The 18,988-nt window shown below is 66.3% G+C and carries 14 protein-coding genes; 6 read left to right on the forward strand and 8 right to left on the reverse strand.

Translation table 11 applies throughout. The features are described from left to right. The first annotated feature begins 8 nt into the window (after positions 1 to 8). Both QX108_RS06775 and QX108_RS06780 read left to right on the forward strand, forming a co-directional pair. On the forward strand, positions 9 to 2,750 hold the full coding sequence (locus QX108_RS06775; protein WP_315780282.1) for a DUF4157 domain-containing protein: 2,742 nt from the start codon (positions 9 to 11) through the stop codon (positions 2,748 to 2,750). A 78-nt stretch (positions 2,751 to 2,828) separates the two neighbouring features. Further along, positions 2,829 to 4,538 carry a hypothetical protein gene (locus tag QX108_RS06780; protein ID WP_315780280.1) on the forward strand — a complete coding sequence of 570 codons (1,710 nt, stop codon included), beginning with the start codon at positions 2,829 to 2,831 and terminating at the stop codon, positions 4,536 to 4,538. A gap of 7 nt (positions 4,539 to 4,545) precedes the next feature. On the opposite strand, the gene QX108_RS06785 is transcribed toward QX108_RS06780, so the two are convergent. From QX108_RS06785 to QX108_RS06815, 7 genes are all read right to left on the reverse strand, one after another. Then, complete coding sequence (locus QX108_RS06785; RefSeq protein WP_315780278.1) at positions 4,546 to 6,168, reverse strand: hypothetical protein; 1,623 nt, start codon at positions 6,166 to 6,168, stop codon at positions 4,546 to 4,548. Between the two features lie 36 nt (positions 6,169 to 6,204). Beyond that, positions 6,205 to 7,674, reverse strand: coding sequence for a B12-binding domain-containing radical SAM protein (locus QX108_RS06790; RefSeq protein ID WP_315780276.1), 1,470 nt, complete (start codon positions 7,672 to 7,674; stop codon positions 6,205 to 6,207). A gap of 1,046 nt (positions 7,675 to 8,720) precedes the next feature. Then, positions 8,721 to 8,927, reverse strand: coding sequence for a hypothetical protein (locus tag QX108_RS06795; RefSeq protein WP_172115248.1), 207 nt, complete (start codon positions 8,925 to 8,927; stop codon positions 8,721 to 8,723). A gap of 201 nt (positions 8,928 to 9,128) precedes the next feature. Beyond that, a complete protein-coding gene (gene ccoG / locus QX108_RS06800) occupies positions 9,129 to 10,574 on the reverse strand; it encodes a cytochrome c oxidase accessory protein CcoG (protein ID WP_315780274.1) in 1,446 nt (481 codons plus the stop codon). Between the two features lie 47 nt (positions 10,575 to 10,621). After that, entirely contained in the window at positions 10,622 to 10,825 is a 204-nt protein-coding gene (locus QX108_RS06805; protein ID WP_172183741.1) for a DUF2892 domain-containing protein, read from the reverse strand. 52 nt (positions 10,826 to 10,877) lie between these two features. Further along, positions 10,878 to 11,318, reverse strand: coding sequence for a thioredoxin TrxC (trxC, locus tag QX108_RS06810; RefSeq protein ID WP_315720659.1), 441 nt, complete (start codon positions 11,316 to 11,318; stop codon positions 10,878 to 10,880). Beyond that, positions 11,315 to 12,601: an FAD/NAD(P)-binding oxidoreductase gene (locus QX108_RS06815; protein WP_315780271.1), complete on the reverse strand. Its 1,287-nt coding sequence runs from the start codon at positions 12,599 to 12,601 to the stop codon at positions 11,315 to 11,317. The genes trxC and QX108_RS06815 overlap by 4 nt, the downstream gene beginning before the upstream one ends. Positions 12,602 to 12,720: 119 nt before the next feature. On the opposite strand from QX108_RS06815, the gene QX108_RS06820 reads away from it, so the two are divergent. The 4 genes from QX108_RS06820 to QX108_RS06835 all read left to right on the forward strand — a co-directional run bounded on the left by QX108_RS06820 (position 12,721) and on the right by QX108_RS06835 (position 17,748). After that, the gene (locus QX108_RS06820; protein ID WP_315720661.1) at positions 12,721 to 13,029 is read left to right on the forward strand and encodes a metalloregulator ArsR/SmtB family transcription factor; all 309 of its coding nucleotides are present in this window, start codon (positions 12,721 to 12,723) and stop codon (positions 13,027 to 13,029) included. A gap of 118 nt (positions 13,030 to 13,147) precedes the next feature. Next, positions 13,148 to 14,149, forward strand: coding sequence for an efflux RND transporter periplasmic adaptor subunit (locus tag QX108_RS06825; RefSeq protein WP_315720662.1), 1,002 nt, complete (start codon positions 13,148 to 13,150; stop codon positions 14,147 to 14,149). Continuing rightward, a complete protein-coding gene (locus QX108_RS06830; protein WP_315780269.1) occupies positions 14,146 to 17,382 on the forward strand; it encodes an efflux RND transporter permease subunit in 3,237 nt (1,078 codons plus the stop codon). Before QX108_RS06825 ends, QX108_RS06830 begins: the two co-directional genes overlap by 4 nt. Positions 17,383 to 17,391: 9 nt before the next feature. Next, positions 17,392 to 17,748 (forward strand): carboxymuconolactone decarboxylase family protein, encoded by a 357-nt coding sequence (locus QX108_RS06835; protein WP_315780267.1) that lies wholly within the window; start codon positions 17,392 to 17,394, stop codon positions 17,746 to 17,748. 7 nt (positions 17,749 to 17,755) lie between these two features. Here the strand turns inward: QX108_RS06835 and QX108_RS06840 are convergent, their stop codons facing one another. Further along, complete coding sequence (locus QX108_RS06840; protein WP_315780265.1) at positions 17,756 to 18,970, reverse strand: M20 family metallopeptidase; 1,215 nt, start codon at positions 18,968 to 18,970, stop codon at positions 17,756 to 17,758. Positions 18,971 to 18,988: the final 18 nt, after the last annotated feature.

Consider the following 18,988-nt stretch of genomic DNA (forward strand, 5'->3'; position numbering starts at 1 on the left):
GAGCAGCGATGAAGACGGCCGCAGCGAGAACCGCCACCGCTCCCACGTCCGCATCAACGCAGCGGGCGGGCGCCGGCGCGGCGCTCCAGCCGCCCTCCCCGCTGCTGCAGCCCCTCCAGGCGCGACTCGAGATCGGCGCGGTCGACGATCCCGCGGAGCGCGAGGCCGAGGCGGTTGCGCGCGCCATCGGCGGCGGGCCTGCGTCTTCGGCACAGATCGGCGCAGCGACACGGGCGCCTGCGCTGCAGCGCCAATGCGAATGCGGCGGCACCTGCTCTTCCTGCAAGGAGGACAAGCTGCGGCGCCAGGCCATGCAAGGCGGCAACGACGCGCAGGCGGGCGTTGCGCCGCCGATCGTGCACGAAGTGCTGCGCGCGCCCGGCCAGCCGCTCGACCGCCCGGCGCGCACGGCCATGGAAGGCCGCTTCGGCCGAAGCTTTGCCGCCGTGCGCATTCATACCGATGCCCGCGCCGCAGCCTCGGCGCGCGCAGTCGGCGCGCAGGCCTACACGGTCGGCCACAACGTCGTGTTCGGCGCCGGCCGCTACGCGCCGCACTCCAGCGCAGGACAGCGCCTGCTCGCCCACGAGCTGACCCATGTGGTGCAGCAGCGCGGCGAACGCACCGTGCTGCGCCGTGCGCCGGACTACGACAAGATGTCGATCGACCAGCTGCGCAAGCTGGTCAGCAGCGGCGACAAGACCGCGGTCGAGGTGCTGCAGAATCGCTATGCGGCGATGAGCGACGGCCAGCTCGCGCAATATGCCAAGGGCACCGACGAACTGGCTGCCCACGAATATGCCCGCCGCGTGATCAAGCCGGCCGATGCCGCCGGGCAAGGCCGCTTCTCGCAGAACGGCATGCAGGACGTGCTGACGAAGGACATCAAGGCCAATCGCGCCGCCAGCGGCATCACGCGTGTCGAGCCCCACGCCGTCGCACCGGACATCGAGGTTCAGGGCGGCACCGTCGGCGCGGCCCGCACCGACATTCCCGGCCTGGAGAACCGCAGCTTCGTCGGCCAGTCCAAGCTGGCAGGCGGCCCGGGCTACAATGCGCAATCCAACTTCCCGCCGCACACCAGCCCGGAGACGCTGCCGCACACGCATGGCCATGCCGAGCAGCACATCGCCGACCAGCTCGAGGAGGCGCTCGCGAAGATTCCACGCGACCAGCTCAAGGGCCGCCGCGTCTGGATGCTGATCGAGCAGGAGGTGTGTGCGACCTGCGGCCAGGGCGCCACGAACGCGGAGACGGCCGCGGGCGTCTTGAAGAAGCTCAGCCTGAAATATCCGGAGCTGACCTTCGAGATCAAGAACCTGCAGAGCAGCAGCCTGACCGTTCTGAAGGGCTCCGAGACGGCTGTCGCCGCCGCGGAAGGCGCACAGGCCCTGCCGGGTGCGTCGGCGGGCAACCAGACCACCTCGGTGCAGGTCGAGACCAAGGTCGAGGTCGTCAACTCCGTCCGCAATCCGAACGGCACCACGGTGTCGGAGGTCCGCTACAGCTTCGGCAACAACCTCGAACAGGTCAACGGTTCGGCGCCGGCCGGCGCCAAGGTGCCCGCGCAGATCACGATCAGGATCACGCAGAACGCCGATGGCAGCATCGCCGCCGTCGAGGCCTTGTCGGGTGAGCCGCAGGCGCTGGTCGAGGCGCTGGCGCAGAAAACGCTCGCGGGCGCGAGCGGCGAAGCCGGCGCCCTGGAAGGCGCCGCCGAGGGCACGGCAGCCGCCGCCAACGCCGGGCGCCGGATGGCGTTGCTGTTCAAGGGCCTCAAGATCGGCGGCATCGCCGCCTTCACCATCATCACCGGCTATCAGCTCTATACGGCAACGCCGAAGCAGCGTCCCCGTGTGCTGGCCGGCGCGGTCGGCGGCTTCGCGGGCAGCGCAGTCGGAGGCTACGTCGTCTGCAATCTCATATTCGGCATCGAGACGTTGGGATGGAGCCTCCTGTTCTGCGGTCTCGCCGCCGGCGGCGCTGGCGGCTATCTGGGGAGCAAGGGGGGCGAGGCTGCCTACGACGCTGCCACCGAGACCGAGCTCGACCGCGCCTACAAGCGGCTCGACGGCAAGCGGCCGAACGAGATCGCCGTCTACAATATCCTGATCGGCCGGATGCGGTCGGACGGCTGTGTCAACGCAGCCTTCGTCACCGAGTTCATGCGCATCTTCCCCGAAGGCGCCACCGACGCCGAGACGGTGCTGATCGCGGCGCAGCTCGCCGACGCCGAGATCCAGGGCGTCCCCCCTGGCGCACGCCGTGCGGCGCCCCCGGCGACATACGGCATGGATGACGTCTGCCCATCGTGTCACGGGCGGCAGCCGAAGGATGTGCCCGGACCGAAGATGACGCCGGCCGAAATCGACGCCCTCAACCGGATCCCGACCTGCTCCAGCGTCACCGCACAGGCGCTCACCGCGCTGCGGTCTGCGGTCAAGAACCTGCCGCAGAAGCCGCTGAGCCTGCCGGCAAGGGCGCAGCCGCAACCGGTTCAGCAACGCGATCCGAACGCCCACGCCAGCCCGCCCGGCTACACTCCGCCCGATCCCAACCGCAATGCATTCCCGACGGTGCAGGAGCAGCTCGGCACGGTGTGCCCGAACTGCCATGCGCAGAGCCGCGGCAAGGAGATGTGGAAGGACTACGGCTCCGGCAAGGAGATGTGGGAGGATCTCGGCTTCGGCAAGGACCCGAAGAACGACGAGGCGACGCGCAAATTCCTGCAGGACTGGCTGTCGAAATGACGCGGCCAGCCCGCCGATCCACTATCATAAGCGTGCAACGACCGATTGATGCGCAAAGAAGATTGCCCGGAGGACATCATGACGCTCTCATCAGGTGAACTGGCTCAGATCGTCTGGGCGGAGACCAAGACGTTGGGCACCGCGCCCGCCGACGGCAGCGGCAGCGTCAACGGCGTCAGGCGGCTGGTTGCCCAGCTGGCCGCAGCGATGGACGGCGCCGGCTTCGAGCGGCGCGATCAGCTGCCGTCGGTCCAGGACCGCGAGCTCGGCGGCACCGTGCGCGCGATCCTGTCGATTGCGGAGGACGCGCGCAGCGCGACCGCACCACAGAGCCGGATCATCATCTGGGAGGCCGACAGCAACACCCTGCAGCTCAACACCAGGACGAGCCCGCCGCCGCCAGCGCCATGGGCCGATCTCGCAGCCGACAAGATCACGCATCAGCTGCATCAGACGCTCGTCAACGGCCAGACGGTGGACGTCTTCACGCGCGACGCCGCAACCGATGCGGGCTCCAGCGGCGCTGCGGTCTTCATCAATGCCATCACCGGCACCGGAATGCCGGGCGGCACCGCCCCGATGGCCGAGCCGCGGGCGACGTCGAAAGCGATGCCGAAAACTGGCCTTTTGCTGTTCGTCGTCGCGCTGGCGCTGTTCGTGGTGTCGGCCCTCGGATCCTACGGCATGGGCGTCGGGGCGCGCCTGTCGCTCGGCCAGTTCGTGCAGAACGCCCGCATCGCGACCGGCAGCACCGGCGCAGGGCTGGATTGCACGGTGGCGACCGCCGAGAAGCCGACCGTGCTCGACAGCGTCAAATGGCGGCCAAATGCCAACAAGGACCAGGATTGCCGCACGCAGTTCATGGCCGCGCAAGCCATCGTCGCGTCGGCGCAATATCCCGATCCCGATGCCAAGCCCGGCAGCCAAGCCAGCCGCCAGACCACCTGGCCGGAATGGTTCGCCAGCCAGGCGCTGGCATGGTCGAGCGTCGTCAACGGCACGATGTCGCTCGTGATCCCGTTCTGGCTGGCCCTGCTGTCGCTGCTGATGCTGTTCATTTCCTGCGGCTTCGGCGTCACCGGGCGCGCGCTCGGACCGATCATCGACGAGCGCAACCGCATGAGCCTGACGCTGGCCCAGCTCGCGATCTGGTCGATCATCCTGCTGTCGGGACTGCTGGTGTGCGGGCTCTTCAACTACGGCTTCGGCGGACTGCTGATCACCGAGCTGCAGCAGCAGGCGGCAGCGGCCACGGCCGCCAAGGAAACGCCCAACAACGCAAAGATCGCGCTCGACGCCTACAATCTGTTCCCGAGCATCCCGTTCTATCTCGCCCTGGTCGGCGGCTTCGCCGTCGCGACGCCGTTCCTGTCGCGCCTGATCTCGAACTCGACCATCGTCGGCACGCAGGACCAGACCGCGCCGGACGCCGCCTCGCCGACGCAGGCACCGAAATATCTCGCCGACAAGGCCGGCCCGGAGAGGGCCGCGCTGGCCGACATGGTGCTGCAGGAGGTGAAGGGACGCAGCGACATGGTCGATATCAACCGGGTCCAGCACGTCGCCATCACCGGCATCCTCAGCATCAGCTACCTGCTGGTGCTGTTCGATGTCGTCTCCAACATCGACGCCGTCCGCATCGTCTTCGCCGCCGCGCAGAATGCCTCGGTGCTGACCTCGATGCCGCAGATCGACGGCACCTTCACCTCGCTGTTGTTCGTCAGCCACGCCGCCCTGCTCGGCAGCAAGGTCTACGACAAGATGGTGCCGGCCAAGCGTGAGGGATGAGGACGGCTCAGCTCCGGTGTCGGGCGAAGCCGCCCTGCGCGATGGCGTGAAAGACGAAGCCGAATGCCTCGCGCGCCGCGAGTTGCTGCCGCTCGCGCTTGTTCTCGTGCTTGTTGCCGTCGGCCCAGTCGCAGATCGCCTTGACGATGATCCAGTCGGTGTTGCGGTCGGCGCAGGCAGCATAGAGGCCGGCGCCCTCCATTTCCCCGCCGATCGCCTCCGGCTCGAACGACGTGAGCTGGTTGCGGAAGTCGAGATTGTCGACCAGCTTCTCTCCGGACAGCAGCAGCCCCGTGCTGACCGCCGCCCCGTCCCAATCGGCCTCGGCCGCCCGGAGGCGCCCGAGCAGCCGCGTCGAGGCGGTGACGCGGTCGCCGCGGGCAATCAGCCGCGGCTGGCCCTGCGCATCGACGCCGACCCGCTGCAATTCGTACGGCCTGAGCTGCTGGCTGATCAGAATGCTGCCGATCTGATGCTTGTCGGGCGATACGCCGAAGGCGATGCCCGCAAGCACGACGCTGTGCGGCCGCAGTTCGTCGATCGCGTCGCTGGCGGTGGCCTGCGAGGCTCCGGGCGCGCCCGCCCCCATCTCGCACTGAACCATCGCCACCCGCGCGCCGCCGAGCTCGCCGAAGTCGTAATAGGTCCGTCTCTGCCCGAAGCGGCGATCATACCCCCGAGGTCCGGGAAGGCCCTTGATATGACCCAGCACGGTGTCGCGCTCGAGCTTGGTCGCCACGACGATGAGCACATCGCATTCCAGTGGCCCGTTCATGGGCGTCCTCCGGATGAGATCCCGCTGCCGCCGGCGCAGGCGGGCGCGGTAGATCGGCTCCATCTTCTCGCCGAGCAGCTTACGTTCCTGGGGTGAAATCTCATAGGATCTGGTCCACACATTGCTGCGATAGAGCGGCGCGAGCTCGTCTCGTGTCCGGACCTGATCGAAATAGGTCTTCCTGCTGGCGAGATAGATCTTCCAGTCGGGGAAGCGCTCGCTGAGAATGCTCGCAACCGGCTTCATCTCGAAGTAGATGGCAAGGTCGATCGAGGATTTGTTGGTGGCGAAGATGCCGACCTTGTCGATGTCGGGGTTCTGCACCAGCAGATGATCCAGGCGCCAGAGCATGTCGGCGACGATCCAGCGGCTGTAGGCCGGACCGAGGCTGCTGTTGCGCGCGCCCATGTCGAACACCAGCGCGCCGAGCCTCGTTTCGTCACCCCCAGGAGCCTCGCCGGGATGCTGCTCCGGGTTGATCGCGAAGGTCGGCAGCCGCACCACGCGATCGATGCTGAGCTCCTGGTAGCGCAGCCGGCCCTTGACGAACGCATCGAAATCGTGCGCGCGCAGAACGAACAGCGTGTAATAGCCCTGGATACGCCGGAGATGCGGCGCGTGCTGCGCGAAGTCCTCAAAGACGCGAATGCTGTAGGGATCGAGCTGCAGCCAGCTTTGATAGGCTTCGGGTGGCGTGGTATCGAGCGCGTCGAGCCCGGCATCGCAAGCGACATCGAACAGGTCGCGGCTGTCTTTCGCTACTGCGAAGCGAGCCGCGTGGGCATCGACCCTGTCCGGCTCGAAAGCCGTCCGCCGGAGCCGTTGCAGCAGCGTGGCGATCTTCTGCAGTCTCACGACGGCCTCCGACATCGCACGTGGTTTCGACCCCCGCTACGAGTGAGGCAGATTCCAGAACGTTCCGTACCCATCCCTGGGCATCCCTGCCATATGATCCGGCCACTGATCCTCGCTCAGCGTCATCGCTTCTCCAAGCGCCATGACGCCATCCTGAAGCACGCGGTGCATCGCGTCCGGCCCGGCATGCGCCGTCCTGTACACCGGCGGCAGCTCCTCGTGATAGAGATGGTAGTCGCGGTGCAGCAGCTCGATACCGAAGCGGTCGGGCTCGGCATGGTACTGGCTGCCGGGATACGGCACCATGCCGAAGATGTAGGACGCAAACAGCAGCCGGCGCCCGATCAGCTCGCAGACGTCGTCGATCGATCTGCGCATGTCGTCGAGGGTCTGCGTCGGCAGTCCGTTGATCAGGAACGAGCAGGCATTGAGCCCGGCATCCCGGACCCGCTTCAATGTATCGGTGAACTCCGAGGCGCCGCGGCCACCTTTCAGGACGCGATGGTCCGCACCGCGCAGCGCCTCGATCCCGATCTCGATCCAGGCGCACCCGCTGCGCCGCAGGCCGTCGAGCAGGGGCGCATCGGTCAACAGGTCGGGGCGGGTCTGGATGTCGTAGGTAACGTCGCCCCGCGCCTCCAAGGCCGCGCAGAATTCCAACGTCCGTTTCGGATGCATGGTGAAGGTCTCGTCGCCGAAATAAACGTGATGGTGGCGGCCATAGTGATCGCGATAGGCATCGAGCTCGGCGAGCACGCGGTCGATGGTGAAACTGTCGGCGCTGCGGCCGATGGTCTGGATCGTGCAGAACGGACATTCGAAGGGGCAGCCCAGCGCCCTCACCAACCGGATGTAGCGCAGGCACTCGCCGGCCTCGGCCGGAAACAGCTCGACAACCGGCATCGGGATAGCTCCGACCGGCAGCCAGGGATAGGTCCTCGCCGTCCTGACGATCCGTCCGTCATCCAGCCGCCGCACCAGATGCCCGACCTCGTCGAGCGGCAACCGTCCGCTCAGGCTGTCGAGCAGCGCCGGCAGCGCCTGCTCACCGCGGCCGGCAATGACGAAATCCACCGCAGGCTCGGCGGCCACCTGCTCGGCCAGCGGCGTTGCTGCGACGCCGCCGAAGACCGTGCGGCACCGCGAATGAAGCTGCTTGGCGAGACCTGCGATCTGCAATGAGTAGCGCAGATTGGGCGCCATCGGCGAGAACAGGAAGATATCGGCGGGCACCTCGCGCAGCATGCGGGCCGTTGCCTCCTCATCGATTCCCGACAACTCGCAGCCGTCCGTGTAGAAGTCGATCGCGACCTGATCCAGGTACCCGCATGCACGCAGCACGCCTCCGAGCCAATGCATCCAGTGTGGCAGTTCCCACATCACCTTGCGCATGGGACGCAGGTTCGGATGCGCTGCGTGGTAGCGGGTATCGAATGCCTGCCAATAGGGCCGCCGTTCCGGCACGATCACCCGCGGCATCGGCGTGTGAACGAAGGCAACCTTCATGGGGGTGCTCCGCCGGCGCCTTGCAACATGGGCCGGGACAACGCGCAACGCCGTTCAGCCCGGCTCCACCGTTGCGACCCGACCCTCGCCATTCCGGGCCGGGCACATGGCGACGCACTTGACGAACGGAGCAATCGGAAAATCCACATCATCTCTTAGCAGGATCTCATTTGTACGAACGATGCCCGGACATCCGGGTTCAACTATCAATACGAATGGCCGGGCAGCTCCCTGCCCGTAATAATCACCCGCAACCTAACGCGGCTGCGCGGCCCGGACAACCAGGAGATGCGCCGCTCAGGGCCGAGCCGGTTCCCCGATAATGGAACAACGTCGGCCACACCGCCGATTGGAGCCGTGCGACCCGCTGCCCGTCGGGCGACTCACCTCGCGACGACGAGACGTCCGTTCCGCACCCTGACCGGCACTCGCATCGGGCCCCGCCCTTCCGAAACACTCATTTCGCACGCTGTTCCAAGAGGATCGCAGCCGTCACCGCGCCATGCGCGACTTTTCGGTTTCTTTTTTTCGGAATTTGTGGTTGAGTGCGCCTGTCCCGCCCCGGCAAGAGGGACGTATCGCGATCGTCACGACACGCGGGGTGGGATGCGGTGGCCGCGATCATGCTGCAGCGTGCTCTGATGCGCGCGGACGAACAGCTGGTGGCGGACGTGAAGACGCGTGGTCCTGGCGCCCCGATGCTGGCGCCAAGCCTCTGGGGTGATGATGATCCCCTCGGGCGACGGTGGCTAACGAGCCGGTACACCGAGGAGAGCGCGAGATAAGCGTGAAGACCATCGCGCGGGGAATGCCGGGATGCCTCGGCTGAACCTGTGGGACTGCCGCCTGCTTTTTTTCTGCAGGCGGGCCATGGGTGCGGCCAGCGCCCGGCATTCCCCGCGCCCTCTTCTTTCGAGAGGGCGGAACGGACTGGAGCCGCCCGGGCGCATCCGCGCCGCGGGAACGGTTCATGACGTCCCGCTCCCGCGCATTCCGTCGATACGCTGTTTGACCCCGTGAACGCCTCTTTGTCCGGCTCGCGCCTGTCAGGCGGTGCGGCGTCCGTTGCGGCTGATCTTCGCCGCAACGAAGTAGGACAGCGGCATCGCGACGATGAAGCCGGCCAGCGCTGCCAGCGGCAGGTCCTTCATCGGGCTCGCCACCAGCCCCTGCACCGTCAACAGCGCCGTGACTGCACTACCTGCCAGCACGGTGCCCAGCATGACCCAGATGAGAACTGCGACCTTGAACATCTGTCATTCTCCGTCATTCGGAACAACATCGATCCCTTGACATGACGATGCTCTGCCTGCCGTGCGCGCGCATCATTGATTTGGAACAACCGGACTGGACAAATGAAAAGAGGGAGGAGCGGCTGCCCCTCCCTCTTTGGCATCAGCTACCGACGTCGCCGGCGCAACGGCCCTGCCGCGGTGACCCGCGCGGTGGCCGTGCTATCGCGTCGGCGGTACGAAATGATCATGCTTGCTCACCGACGTGCCGGTGGCCGGATCGGTGATCTTGATCTCGATGTCGACCGGCATGGCGGGGAGATCGGCTCCCTTGGCCTCGATCGACATGCGAATTTCGCGGGTCTGATCCTGACCGACGTCGATGATCATGCGGCCATCCTGCTCGCGCGTCTCGCCGGCCACCGTCACCTTGGCGTTCGGCAGGCCGACGACGTCGAGGACGAAGTCCCGCGCACCACGCTTGTTGAGCAGGCGGACCGTGTAGTCGTTGCGCACGCCGCCATCCGACAGCTGCACGAACAACGGATTGCGCTCATGCAGGACGTTGATGCCCATCGTGCCCCGCGTCGCCAGCGAGTACAGCATGATGCCGCCGACGATGGCGATGAAGCTCGCATAGATGATCGTGCGCGGCCGGATGATCCGGTAGATTTCGGGCTTGCCCTCTTTCCGGCGCTGGACGTTGATGTCGGTGTCGTAGCCGATCAGGCCGGTCGGCCGGCCGATCTGGGTCATGACGCTGTCGCAGGCGTCGATGCACAGGCTGCACTGGATGCAGCCGAGCTGGATGCCGTGGCGGATGTCGACGCCGGTCGGGCAGACGTTGACGCATTGGTGGCAATCGACGCAATCGCCGGCCGGTGCCCCCTGCAACCGCGCCGCCTCAGCCTTCTTGACCGACATCCGCGGCTCGCCGCGGTCGCCCTTGTAGGTGACATTGAGCGCCCATTCGTCGGTCAGCGCCGCCTGGATCCGTGGCCACGGGCACATGTAGATGCAGACCTGCTCGCGGGCGTGGCCGGCGAACACGTAGGTCGTCGCGGTCAGGATGCCGATCCAGAGATAGGCCGTGAACGGCGCCTGGAAGGTGGCGAGGTCCTTCACCAGGGTCGGCGCATCGTCGAAATACAGCACCCAGGCGCCGCCGGTCCACCAGCCGATCATGATCCAGAGGAAGTGCTTGAGCGCGACCTGACGAATGTGGGTGAAGGTCCAGCCGCGCTTGTCGCTGAGCATGCGCTCGCGCCGGTCGCCCTCGACCCAGCGCTCGACGGCGTAGAACAAATCGGTCCACACCGTCTGCGGACAGAGATAGCCGCACCACAGCCGGCCGGCCACCGCGTTCATCAGGAACAGGGCGACCGCCGCAATGATCAGGAGGCCAGTGAAGTAATAGACCTCCTGCGGCCACAGCTCGATGAAGAAGAAATAGAACCGACGGTGCGGGAAATCGACCAGCACCGCCTGGTTCGGCATGCCGGGACCGCGGTCCCAGCGCACGAAGGGCAGCAGATAGTAGATGCCGAGCGTGATGCAGAGGATCGTCCATTTGATGCGGCGAAAGCGGCCGTGCACGGCTGCCGGATAGACCTTGTCGCGCGCCTTGTAGAGCGGACCGACGATGTAGGTTTCGTCCGAGTCAGCCATGAGATCCTCGCTTCATCTTCATCTCGCCCATCCTTCGTCCGAGCGGCTCAAGAGAACGCGTTGCCGCTGCGCAGCCCCAGCTTCTTGAACACGATGGCGGCCGGACAGAAGCCGGTGAACGAGGCCTGGATCATGTTCACGCCCGCAAAGGCGGCAAGCAGGAACCAATACGGACTGACGTACCAGCCGAGCGCGAGGCTGAGAAGGACGACGAATCCTGCGAAGGTGAGAACTGCTTTGTCGACGTTCATGGCATAGTCCCTCATGGTTGCATTTGAGCGTAATCAAGCCGGCGCCATGGCATCACTGCCGCAGGCCGGATCGTGTCCAGGCGACGATTCGTTGCGAGTCCATCGCACCCGAAATCCGCTGGAGCTCCCGTCCCTTCTGCAGCAGCAGAAGAGTGGGAATTCCGGAGATGCCGAACTTCGCCGAGACGTCCGGCGCCTCGTCGGAGTTCAGCTTGAGAAGCTGCACGTGCGGCTCCAACTCTTGCGCAGCGCGCGCAAACATCGGCGCCATCGCGCGGCAGGGGCCGCACCACGGCGCCCAGACGTCGACCAGCAGCGGCAGATCGCTATGCGCCACATGGCGTTCGAACGCAGCCTGGTCGACCTCGATCGGGTGACCGGAGAACAGCGGTGCGTGGCATTTGCCGCATTTGCCCTGGGTCGGCGCCCGGCCCGCGGGCAGTCGGTTGATCTGCCCGCACTGGCCGCACACCAGCTGAAAGGTCTCGCTCATGTGCCCGTCCTGACTTCCTTGATCTTTGCGATGTTGAGCCGGTCGAGCAGGAATTTCTCGTAGAACGGCTCAGGCGTGCCGCGCCTCATCTTGCGCAGGAAATACTTCTCGAAGGCGACCTTGGCGTAATGCACCCACTCGCCCTTCGACGACCAGTTGACGTTGCGCGGCGGAATCTGCGGCTGCGCCAGGAACGCGACGCCGGAATCGCCGAAGTCCGCAAGGCAGATCGCATTCCAGGTCGGCTGCGTCTTGGGCTCCTGCCCGCGCAGCAGCGCGCCGATGTTCATGGCAGTCGCGGTGACCATCGACTCGATCATGAAGCCGGTCTTGGGCACGCCGACCGGCACCGGCGTCGGCCCGATCGGCGGGATCGCGACGCAGACGCCGATGGCGAAGACGTTGGGATAGGCCGGGTTGCGCTGATGCTTGTCGACGACGACGAAGCCGCGCGGATTGGTGAGCTTGTCGATGCCCCTGACGGCGCCGACGCCGCGGAACGCCGGCAGCATCATCGAATAGGCGAACGGCAGCTCATGCGTCTTGCGCACCGAGCCGTCCTCGGCCACCTCCTCCACGAACATCCGCCCGTCCTCGACCTTGGTGACGCGCGCGCTGGTGATCCACTTGACGTGCTTCTCGCGCATCTCGCTTTCGAGCAGCCCCTTGGTGTCGCCCACGCCGTCGAGGCCGAGATGGCCGATATAGGGCTCGGAGGTCACGAAGGTCATCGGTACCTGGTCGCGCATCTTGCGGCGGCGCAGTTCGGTCTCGAGAATGAAGAGGAATTCATAGGCCGGCCCGAAGCAGGACGCGCCCTGCACCGCGCCGACGATGACCGGCCCCGGTTTCTCGGCCAGCTTGTCGAACGCCGCCTTGGCATGCGCGGCGTGATCGACGTGGCACACCGACTGGGTATGGCCGTCCGGGCCGAGACCTGGAATCTCGTCGAAGGCGAGCTCGGGCCCGGTGGCGACGACAAGATAATCATAGGCGACCATGGTGCCGTCCGTCAGCTCGACCTGGTTGTCGTCCGGGTGCACGCGCTTGGCGCCCTGGGTCAGCAGGCGGATGCCCTTGCGCTGCATGACGTCGACCAGATCGATCTCGATCTCGTCGCGCTTGCGCCAGCCCACGGCAACCCACGGGTTGGAGGGCACGAAATGATACGAGGACCCCTGCGAGATGACGGTCACGCGATCCTCCTTTCGCATCTGGGGCAGCAATTCATAAGCCATCAGGGAGCCGCTCAGCCCCGCTCCGATCACGACAACGTCCGCCATTTGGGTCCTCCATCGCCTTGCTTCGTTCTTGTTTCGCTTGAGCCGCAACCTCCCGGCCGGCCTTGACTATATATTCGAATATCTGTATATACGCAACTATGAAATTTGATGCTGACATCATGGAAGTGGCGGCCGACCAGGCCAGTGACCTCCTGAAGGCGCTGTCGAACCGGCATCGGCTCCTGATCATCTGCCAGCTGGTCGACAATGAACGGTCGGTCGGCGAACTGGCGGCATTCCTCGGCCTGCGCGACTCGACCGTCTCGCAGCACCTCGCGCTGCTGCGCAAGGATGGTCTGGTGACCGCCCGGCGCGACGGGCAAACCATCTACTACTCGATCGCCAGCGAGCCGGCCCGCGAGGTCCTTAAGACGCTCTATCAGGTCTATTGCGCAACGCCGCCGCCGAAACCTGTGCCGAGACTATGACGGCGCCCAACCGCCGACTTGACCAGCATCAAGTGGGAACCCGCATCCCGGTGGGATGTCTGGACCGCCCGTTTCGCCCGACCACACGATTTGACTCAAAACGAACAGGATGAGGCTGATGCGCAGATTATCGCTCCTGACCTTGATCGCCGCGATGGCCTGCCAGCTGAGCTCGCAGGCCACGCCGGCCCTTGCCGAAACGCTGACGGTGACCCCGCGTCAGGTCGCCGACGAGAAGGCGGTGTTCGCGACCGTGGAAAGCGTCAGCGTGGTCCCGGCGCGCGGCCGCATCGGCGGCACGATCGCTCAGCTCTCGGTGCGCGAAGGCGACCCGGTCAAGCGTGGCCAGCCGATCGCGCTGATCGGCGACGAGAAGCTCGCACTTCAGCTCAAGTCGCTCGACGCCCAGATCGAGGCGCTGCAGGCGCAGGCCAACCAGGCGCAGATCGACTTCACGCGGACCGAGGGCCTCGTCGAGCGCGGCACCCTGCCCCGGGTCAAGCTCGACGAGACGCGCACTGCGCTGAACGTCGCCGAGAATTCGCTGCGCGCCAAGACCGCCGAGCGCGCCGTGGTGAACCAGCAGATGAGTGAAGGCCAGGTGCTGGCGCCCGATGACGGCCGCGTGCTGAAGAAGCTCGTGACCGTCGGTTCGGTCGTCCTGCCCGGCGATCCCGTGGTGACGGTGGCCCAGCAGAATTTCAAGCTGCGGCTCCGCGTGCCCGAGCGCCACGCGCTGTTCCTGAAGGCAGGCGACAAGGTTCGTGTCGACGGCGCCGAGTTCGGCGAGAGCGGCGACAAATGGGGCGTGATCGACCTCGTCTATCCGCAAATCGAGGAAGGCCGCGTCGTCGCGGACGCGATCGTTCAAGGCCTTGGCCAGTATTTCGTCGGCGACCGGCTGCGGGTGTGGATCTCCGGCGGCCAGCGCGACGCCTATGTGATCCCTGGCCGCTACGTCACCACCCGCTTCGGCATCGACTACGTTCAGCTGCAACAGGGATCGCAGCAAGTCAGCGTTCCGGTGCAGCGCGGCCGCGCTTTGCCGAGCGCCGATCTTCCCGATGGACTTGAAATCCTGTCCGGCCTGCGCGCCGGCGACCAATTGGTGCAGCCGTGAAACTTGGACTCTCAGGCAAGCTGACCCAGGCGACCATCGCCTCGCCGCTGACGCCGCTGTTCCTGCTCGCCTCGCTCGTGGTCGGCCTCATCGCCGTGGTCGTGATCCCGCGCGAGGAGGAGCCGCAGATCAGCGTGCCCATGGTCGACATCCGCGTCAACGCCGACGGACTGCGTGCGCCTGATGGCGTCGAGCTCGTCACGAAGCCGCTGGAGACGATCGTCAAGGCGATCGACGGCGTCGAGCACGTCTACAGCCAGACCGAGGACGACCGCGTCATGGTGACCGCGCGGTTCCTGGTCGGCACCAAGTTCGAGGACGCGATCCTGCGCGTCCATGAGAAGCTCCGCGCCAATCTCGACCGCATCCCCGTCGGCATCCCCGAGCCGCTGATCGTCGGCCGCGGCATCAACGATGTCGCCGTCACCGTGCTCACCCTGTCGCCGAAGCCGGAGGCTGCCGAGCGCTGGTCCGACAAGGACCTCTACGAGCTCGCCGACAAGCTGCGGGCCGAGCTGACCAAGGTCGACAATATCGGCCTGACCTACATCTCCGGCGGCGGCGCCCAGCAGATCCGCGTCGAGCCCAGTCCCGAGAAGCTGTCGCTGTTCGGCGTGACCTTGCAGCAGCTCGTCGCCAAGGTGAAGGATGCCAACCGTTCCTTTCTCGCCGGCGACGTCCGCGACGGCGGCATCGTACGCAACGTCACGGCCGGGCAGACTCTGACGGGCATCCCCGATATCGGGCTCCTGTTGATCTCGACCCGCGACGGCCGCCCGGTCTATGTGCGCGATGTCGCGACCGTCGTGATCGGCCCCAATCTCGCCGAGCACCGCGTCTGGGACGACGCCCGCAGCGACAAGGGCGACTGGCACCGCGTGCCCGCGGTGAGCCTCGCGCTCGCCAAGCGCGCCGGCGCCAACGCGGTCGTGGTGTCGCACGACATCGCGCAACGCCTCGAAGGGCTCAAGACCAGCCTCATTCCGAGTGACGTCGCGGTCACGGTGACGCGCGACTATGGCGAGACCGCCAATGAGAAGGCCAATGAGCTGTTGTTCCATCTCGGTCTCGCGACGATCTCGATCGTCGTCCTGATCGCGATCGCAATCGGCTGGCGCGAGGCGCTCGTCACCTTCGTGGTCATCCCGACCACGATCCTGCTGACGATGTTCGCCGCGAATTTGATGGGCTACACCATCAACCGCGTCAGCCTGTTCGCGCTGATCTTCTCGATCGGCATCCTGGTCGACGACGCCATCGTCGTGGTCGAGAACATCGCCCGCCATTGGGGCATGCGTGACGGCCGTCCGCGCCTGCAGGCGACCATCGAGGCGGTCGCCGAGGTCGGCAACCCGACCATCGTTGCCACCCTGACGGTGGTGGCCGCCCTGCTGCCGATGCTGTTCGTGTCGGGCCTGATGGGCCCTTATATGGCACCGATCCCGGCCAACGCCTCGGCCGCGATGCTGTTCTCGTTCTTCGTCGCGATGGTCGTGGCACCGTGGCTGATGCTGCGCCTCGCGCCGAAGCAGACCGCCGCCGCGGGTGGCGCACAGCACGATCCGAGCCATGACGCACATGGCGAGGGCCGGCTCGGCCGGATCTATCGCAGCGTGGCGCGCCCGATCGTCGCCAGCAAGCGCTCCGCCTGGATCTTCCTGCTCGGCGTCGGCATCGCCACCTTGCTGTCGATGACGCTGTTCGCGACCAAGTCCGTCACCGTCAAGCTGCTGCCCTTCGACAACAAGTCGGAGATCGCGGTGATGGTCGATCTGCCCGAAGGCGCCAGCCTGGAGGATACCGAGCGGACGCTGTTTGCCGCCGCCGACATCGCGCATCAGTTGCCGGAGATTACGAGTGTGCAGAGCTACGCCGGCACGGCGGCGCCGTTCAACTTCAACGGCCTCGTCCGGCACTATTACCTGCGCGAACGGCCTGAGCTCGGCGAGCTCCAGGTCAATCTCGCCGCCCGCGGCGACCGCAAGCGCGCGAGCCATGACATCGCGCTCGACCTGCGGCAGCGGCTGAAGGCGGTCTCGGTGCCCTCGGGCACCAGCATCAAGGTCGTCGAGGTGCCGCCCGGCCCGCCGGTGCTGGCGACCTTGCTCGCCGAGATCTACGGCCCGGATGCCGCGACCCGGCGGGCCGTCACCACCGAGCTGAAGAAGGTGTTCGCCGACGTCCCCTTCATCGTCGACATCGACGACTCCATCGGCCAGCGCCGGCCGCGGCTGCGGCTGTCGATCGACCAGGACAGTCTCGAATTCTTCGGGGTCGAGCAGCGCGACGTCTACGACACCATCCAGACCTTGTTTGGCGGCGTCTCGGTCGGCTACTCGCACCGCGGCGAGGACCGCAATCCGATCGAGATCGCGGTGCGGCTGCCGAAGCGCACCAAGAGCTGGAGCCAGGCTCTGGCTTCGACGCCGGTGCCGGCCAACACTCTGCCCGGCAGCAAGACCGTCGTCGAGCTCGGCCAGGTCGTGAAGGCGACGATGGAAGAGGGATCGCCGATGATCTTTCGCCGCGACGGCCGCTTCGCCGACATGGTGATGGCCGAGCTCGCCGGCCGCTTCGAGGCGCCGCTGTATGGCATGCTTGCGGTCGCCGACCGGATCGACACGCATGACTGGGGCAAGCTGCCGAAGCCGGCGATCGGCTTCCATGGCCAGCCCAAGGACGAGTCGCGTCCGACCTTGCTGTGGGACGGCGAATGGGAGATCACCTACGTGACCTTCCGCGACATGGGTGCGGCGTTTGGCGCGGCCATCCTCGGCATCTACGTGCTGGTGGTGGCGCAGTTCAAGAGCTTCCGGCTGCCGCTGGTGATCCTGACGCCGATCCCGCTGACCCTGATCGGCATCCTGCTCGGCCACTGGCTGCTCGGCGCGCCGTTCACGGCGACGTCGATGATCGGCTTCATCGCGCTCGCCGGAATCATCGTGCGCAACTCGATCCTGCTGGTCGACTTCATTCGGCACAGCGGCGGCGAGGGCAAGACCTTGCGCGACGTCGTGCTGGAGGCCGGCGCGGTGCGCTTCAAGCCGATCCTGCTGACCGCACTCGCGGCGATGATCGGCGCGGCGACGATCCTGCTCGATCCGATCTTCCAGGGGCTGGCGATCTCGCTGCTGTTCGGCCTTGCGTCGTCCACCCTGCTCACGGTGCTCGTCATCCCCGCGATCTACATCGCGCTGCGCGAGCCCGGAAAACCCACCACGAAGATGTCCTAGGAGATGATGATGACCAAGCTGTACAGCGAGATCTGCAAGGATCTGTCCGGTAATCTGAAGACCTTGCGCAAGGACATCCCCGACGTGATGCAGGGCTTTTCCGCGCTGGCGCGAGCCGCCGGCGCGGACGGCGCGCTCGACAAGAAGACCAAGGAGCTGATTGCGCTGGCGATCGGCGTCGCCGTCCGCTGCGACGGCTGCATCGGCTTTCACGCCGAGGCGCTGGTCCGCCTCGGCGCGACACGCCAGGAGGTCGAGGAGACGCTTGGCATGGCCATCTATATGGGCGGTGGGCCCTCGCTGATGTACGCGGCTGATGCGATCGCCGCCTTCGAGGAATTCCAGCAGCAGGCGGCCGCCGCCTGAAGCACGATCAGCCGCAGATGTCGAGAATGGCGAGCATGTAGATGCGGATCATGTCGAGATAGTCGGGAATATCGACGCGCTCGTCCGGCATCGTGTTGTAGCGACCACCCGGCCCGCAGACGATGCCCTCCATCCCGCCCGAGGCATAGAGATGGCCGGCGTCGGTGCCATAGAAGCAGCTCGGCGCAACCGGCCCGGTCGGCTGCGCCTCGCCGCGCACGACACGATAGGCGTCATTGACGGCCCGGACGATCGGACTGTCCGGCGCGACTTCGAACGGAGGCATCGTCGGGACCCCGGCGCGATCCTCCGACATCAGATGCGCCTTGAGGCCGGGAAACCGAGCCTCCAGCGCATCGAGCTCGCGCCGCATGTCGGCCAGCGCGCCCTGCTCGGTCTGACCGGGCGCGTAGCGGCCGGAGCCCTTGATGCGGACGAAATCCGCCACCTGCGGCGTCCGCCACTCGTGCAGCTCACGGCCGAGCGCGCCATGGACGACGCCGACATGCACCCGGTTGATCGCCTCATGCGCGGGCGACCGAGCGCCGGAGAAGGTCATCGCGTTGAGGCGCGGGATGAGATCGCAGGCCGCGCTGATGGCATCGACCGCCTCCTCGCGCTTGGACAGGTGGCGGGTATTGCCGACGAGCTCGATGATGAACATGAATGCTGCCGCGTGCATGGTCATCGCCTTGAGATCGGTCGGCTCTGAATTGATGAAATAGTCCGCGCGCAGCCCCTGCTCGATCAAGGAGTAGGTGCCGACGCCGCCCTGCAGCTCACCGACGACATAGGTGAGGATCACGTCGCCTCTGAGCTTCACGCCGGCCTCGATCAGCGTCTTGACCGCGCAGAAATAGGCGGCGTCGCCCGCCTTCATGTTCGAAACGCCGATGCCATAGATGAACGCGTCATCGACCTTCCCTGCCCAGGGATCGACGGTCCAGCCCTCCGTCACCGGGTTGGTATCGACGTGACCGTTGAACAGCAGGCTCTTGCCGCCGCCCGTACCCTTCCAGCGCCCGACGGCATTCACACGCCCCTCGTCGCCGAACGGCGTGACGGCGGCGTCGAGCCCGATCTCTCGCATGCGCTCGGCCATGAAGTTCGCGAGCTGCTTCTCTCCTTCCGTCTTCGAATAGCTCTTGTGCTGCACCATGCGCGACAGCAGCGCGAGCGCTGCGGGAACGTCGATGCGGGCGAGCAGGTCGTCGCGGTCCATGGGTTGCAATCCTCGCGG

Source organism: Bradyrhizobium sp. SZCCHNR1002 (genome assembly GCF_032381435.1).
In the GTDB taxonomy this organism is placed as follows: Bacteria; Pseudomonadota; Alphaproteobacteria; order Rhizobiales; family Xanthobacteraceae; genus Bradyrhizobium; species Bradyrhizobium aeschynomenes.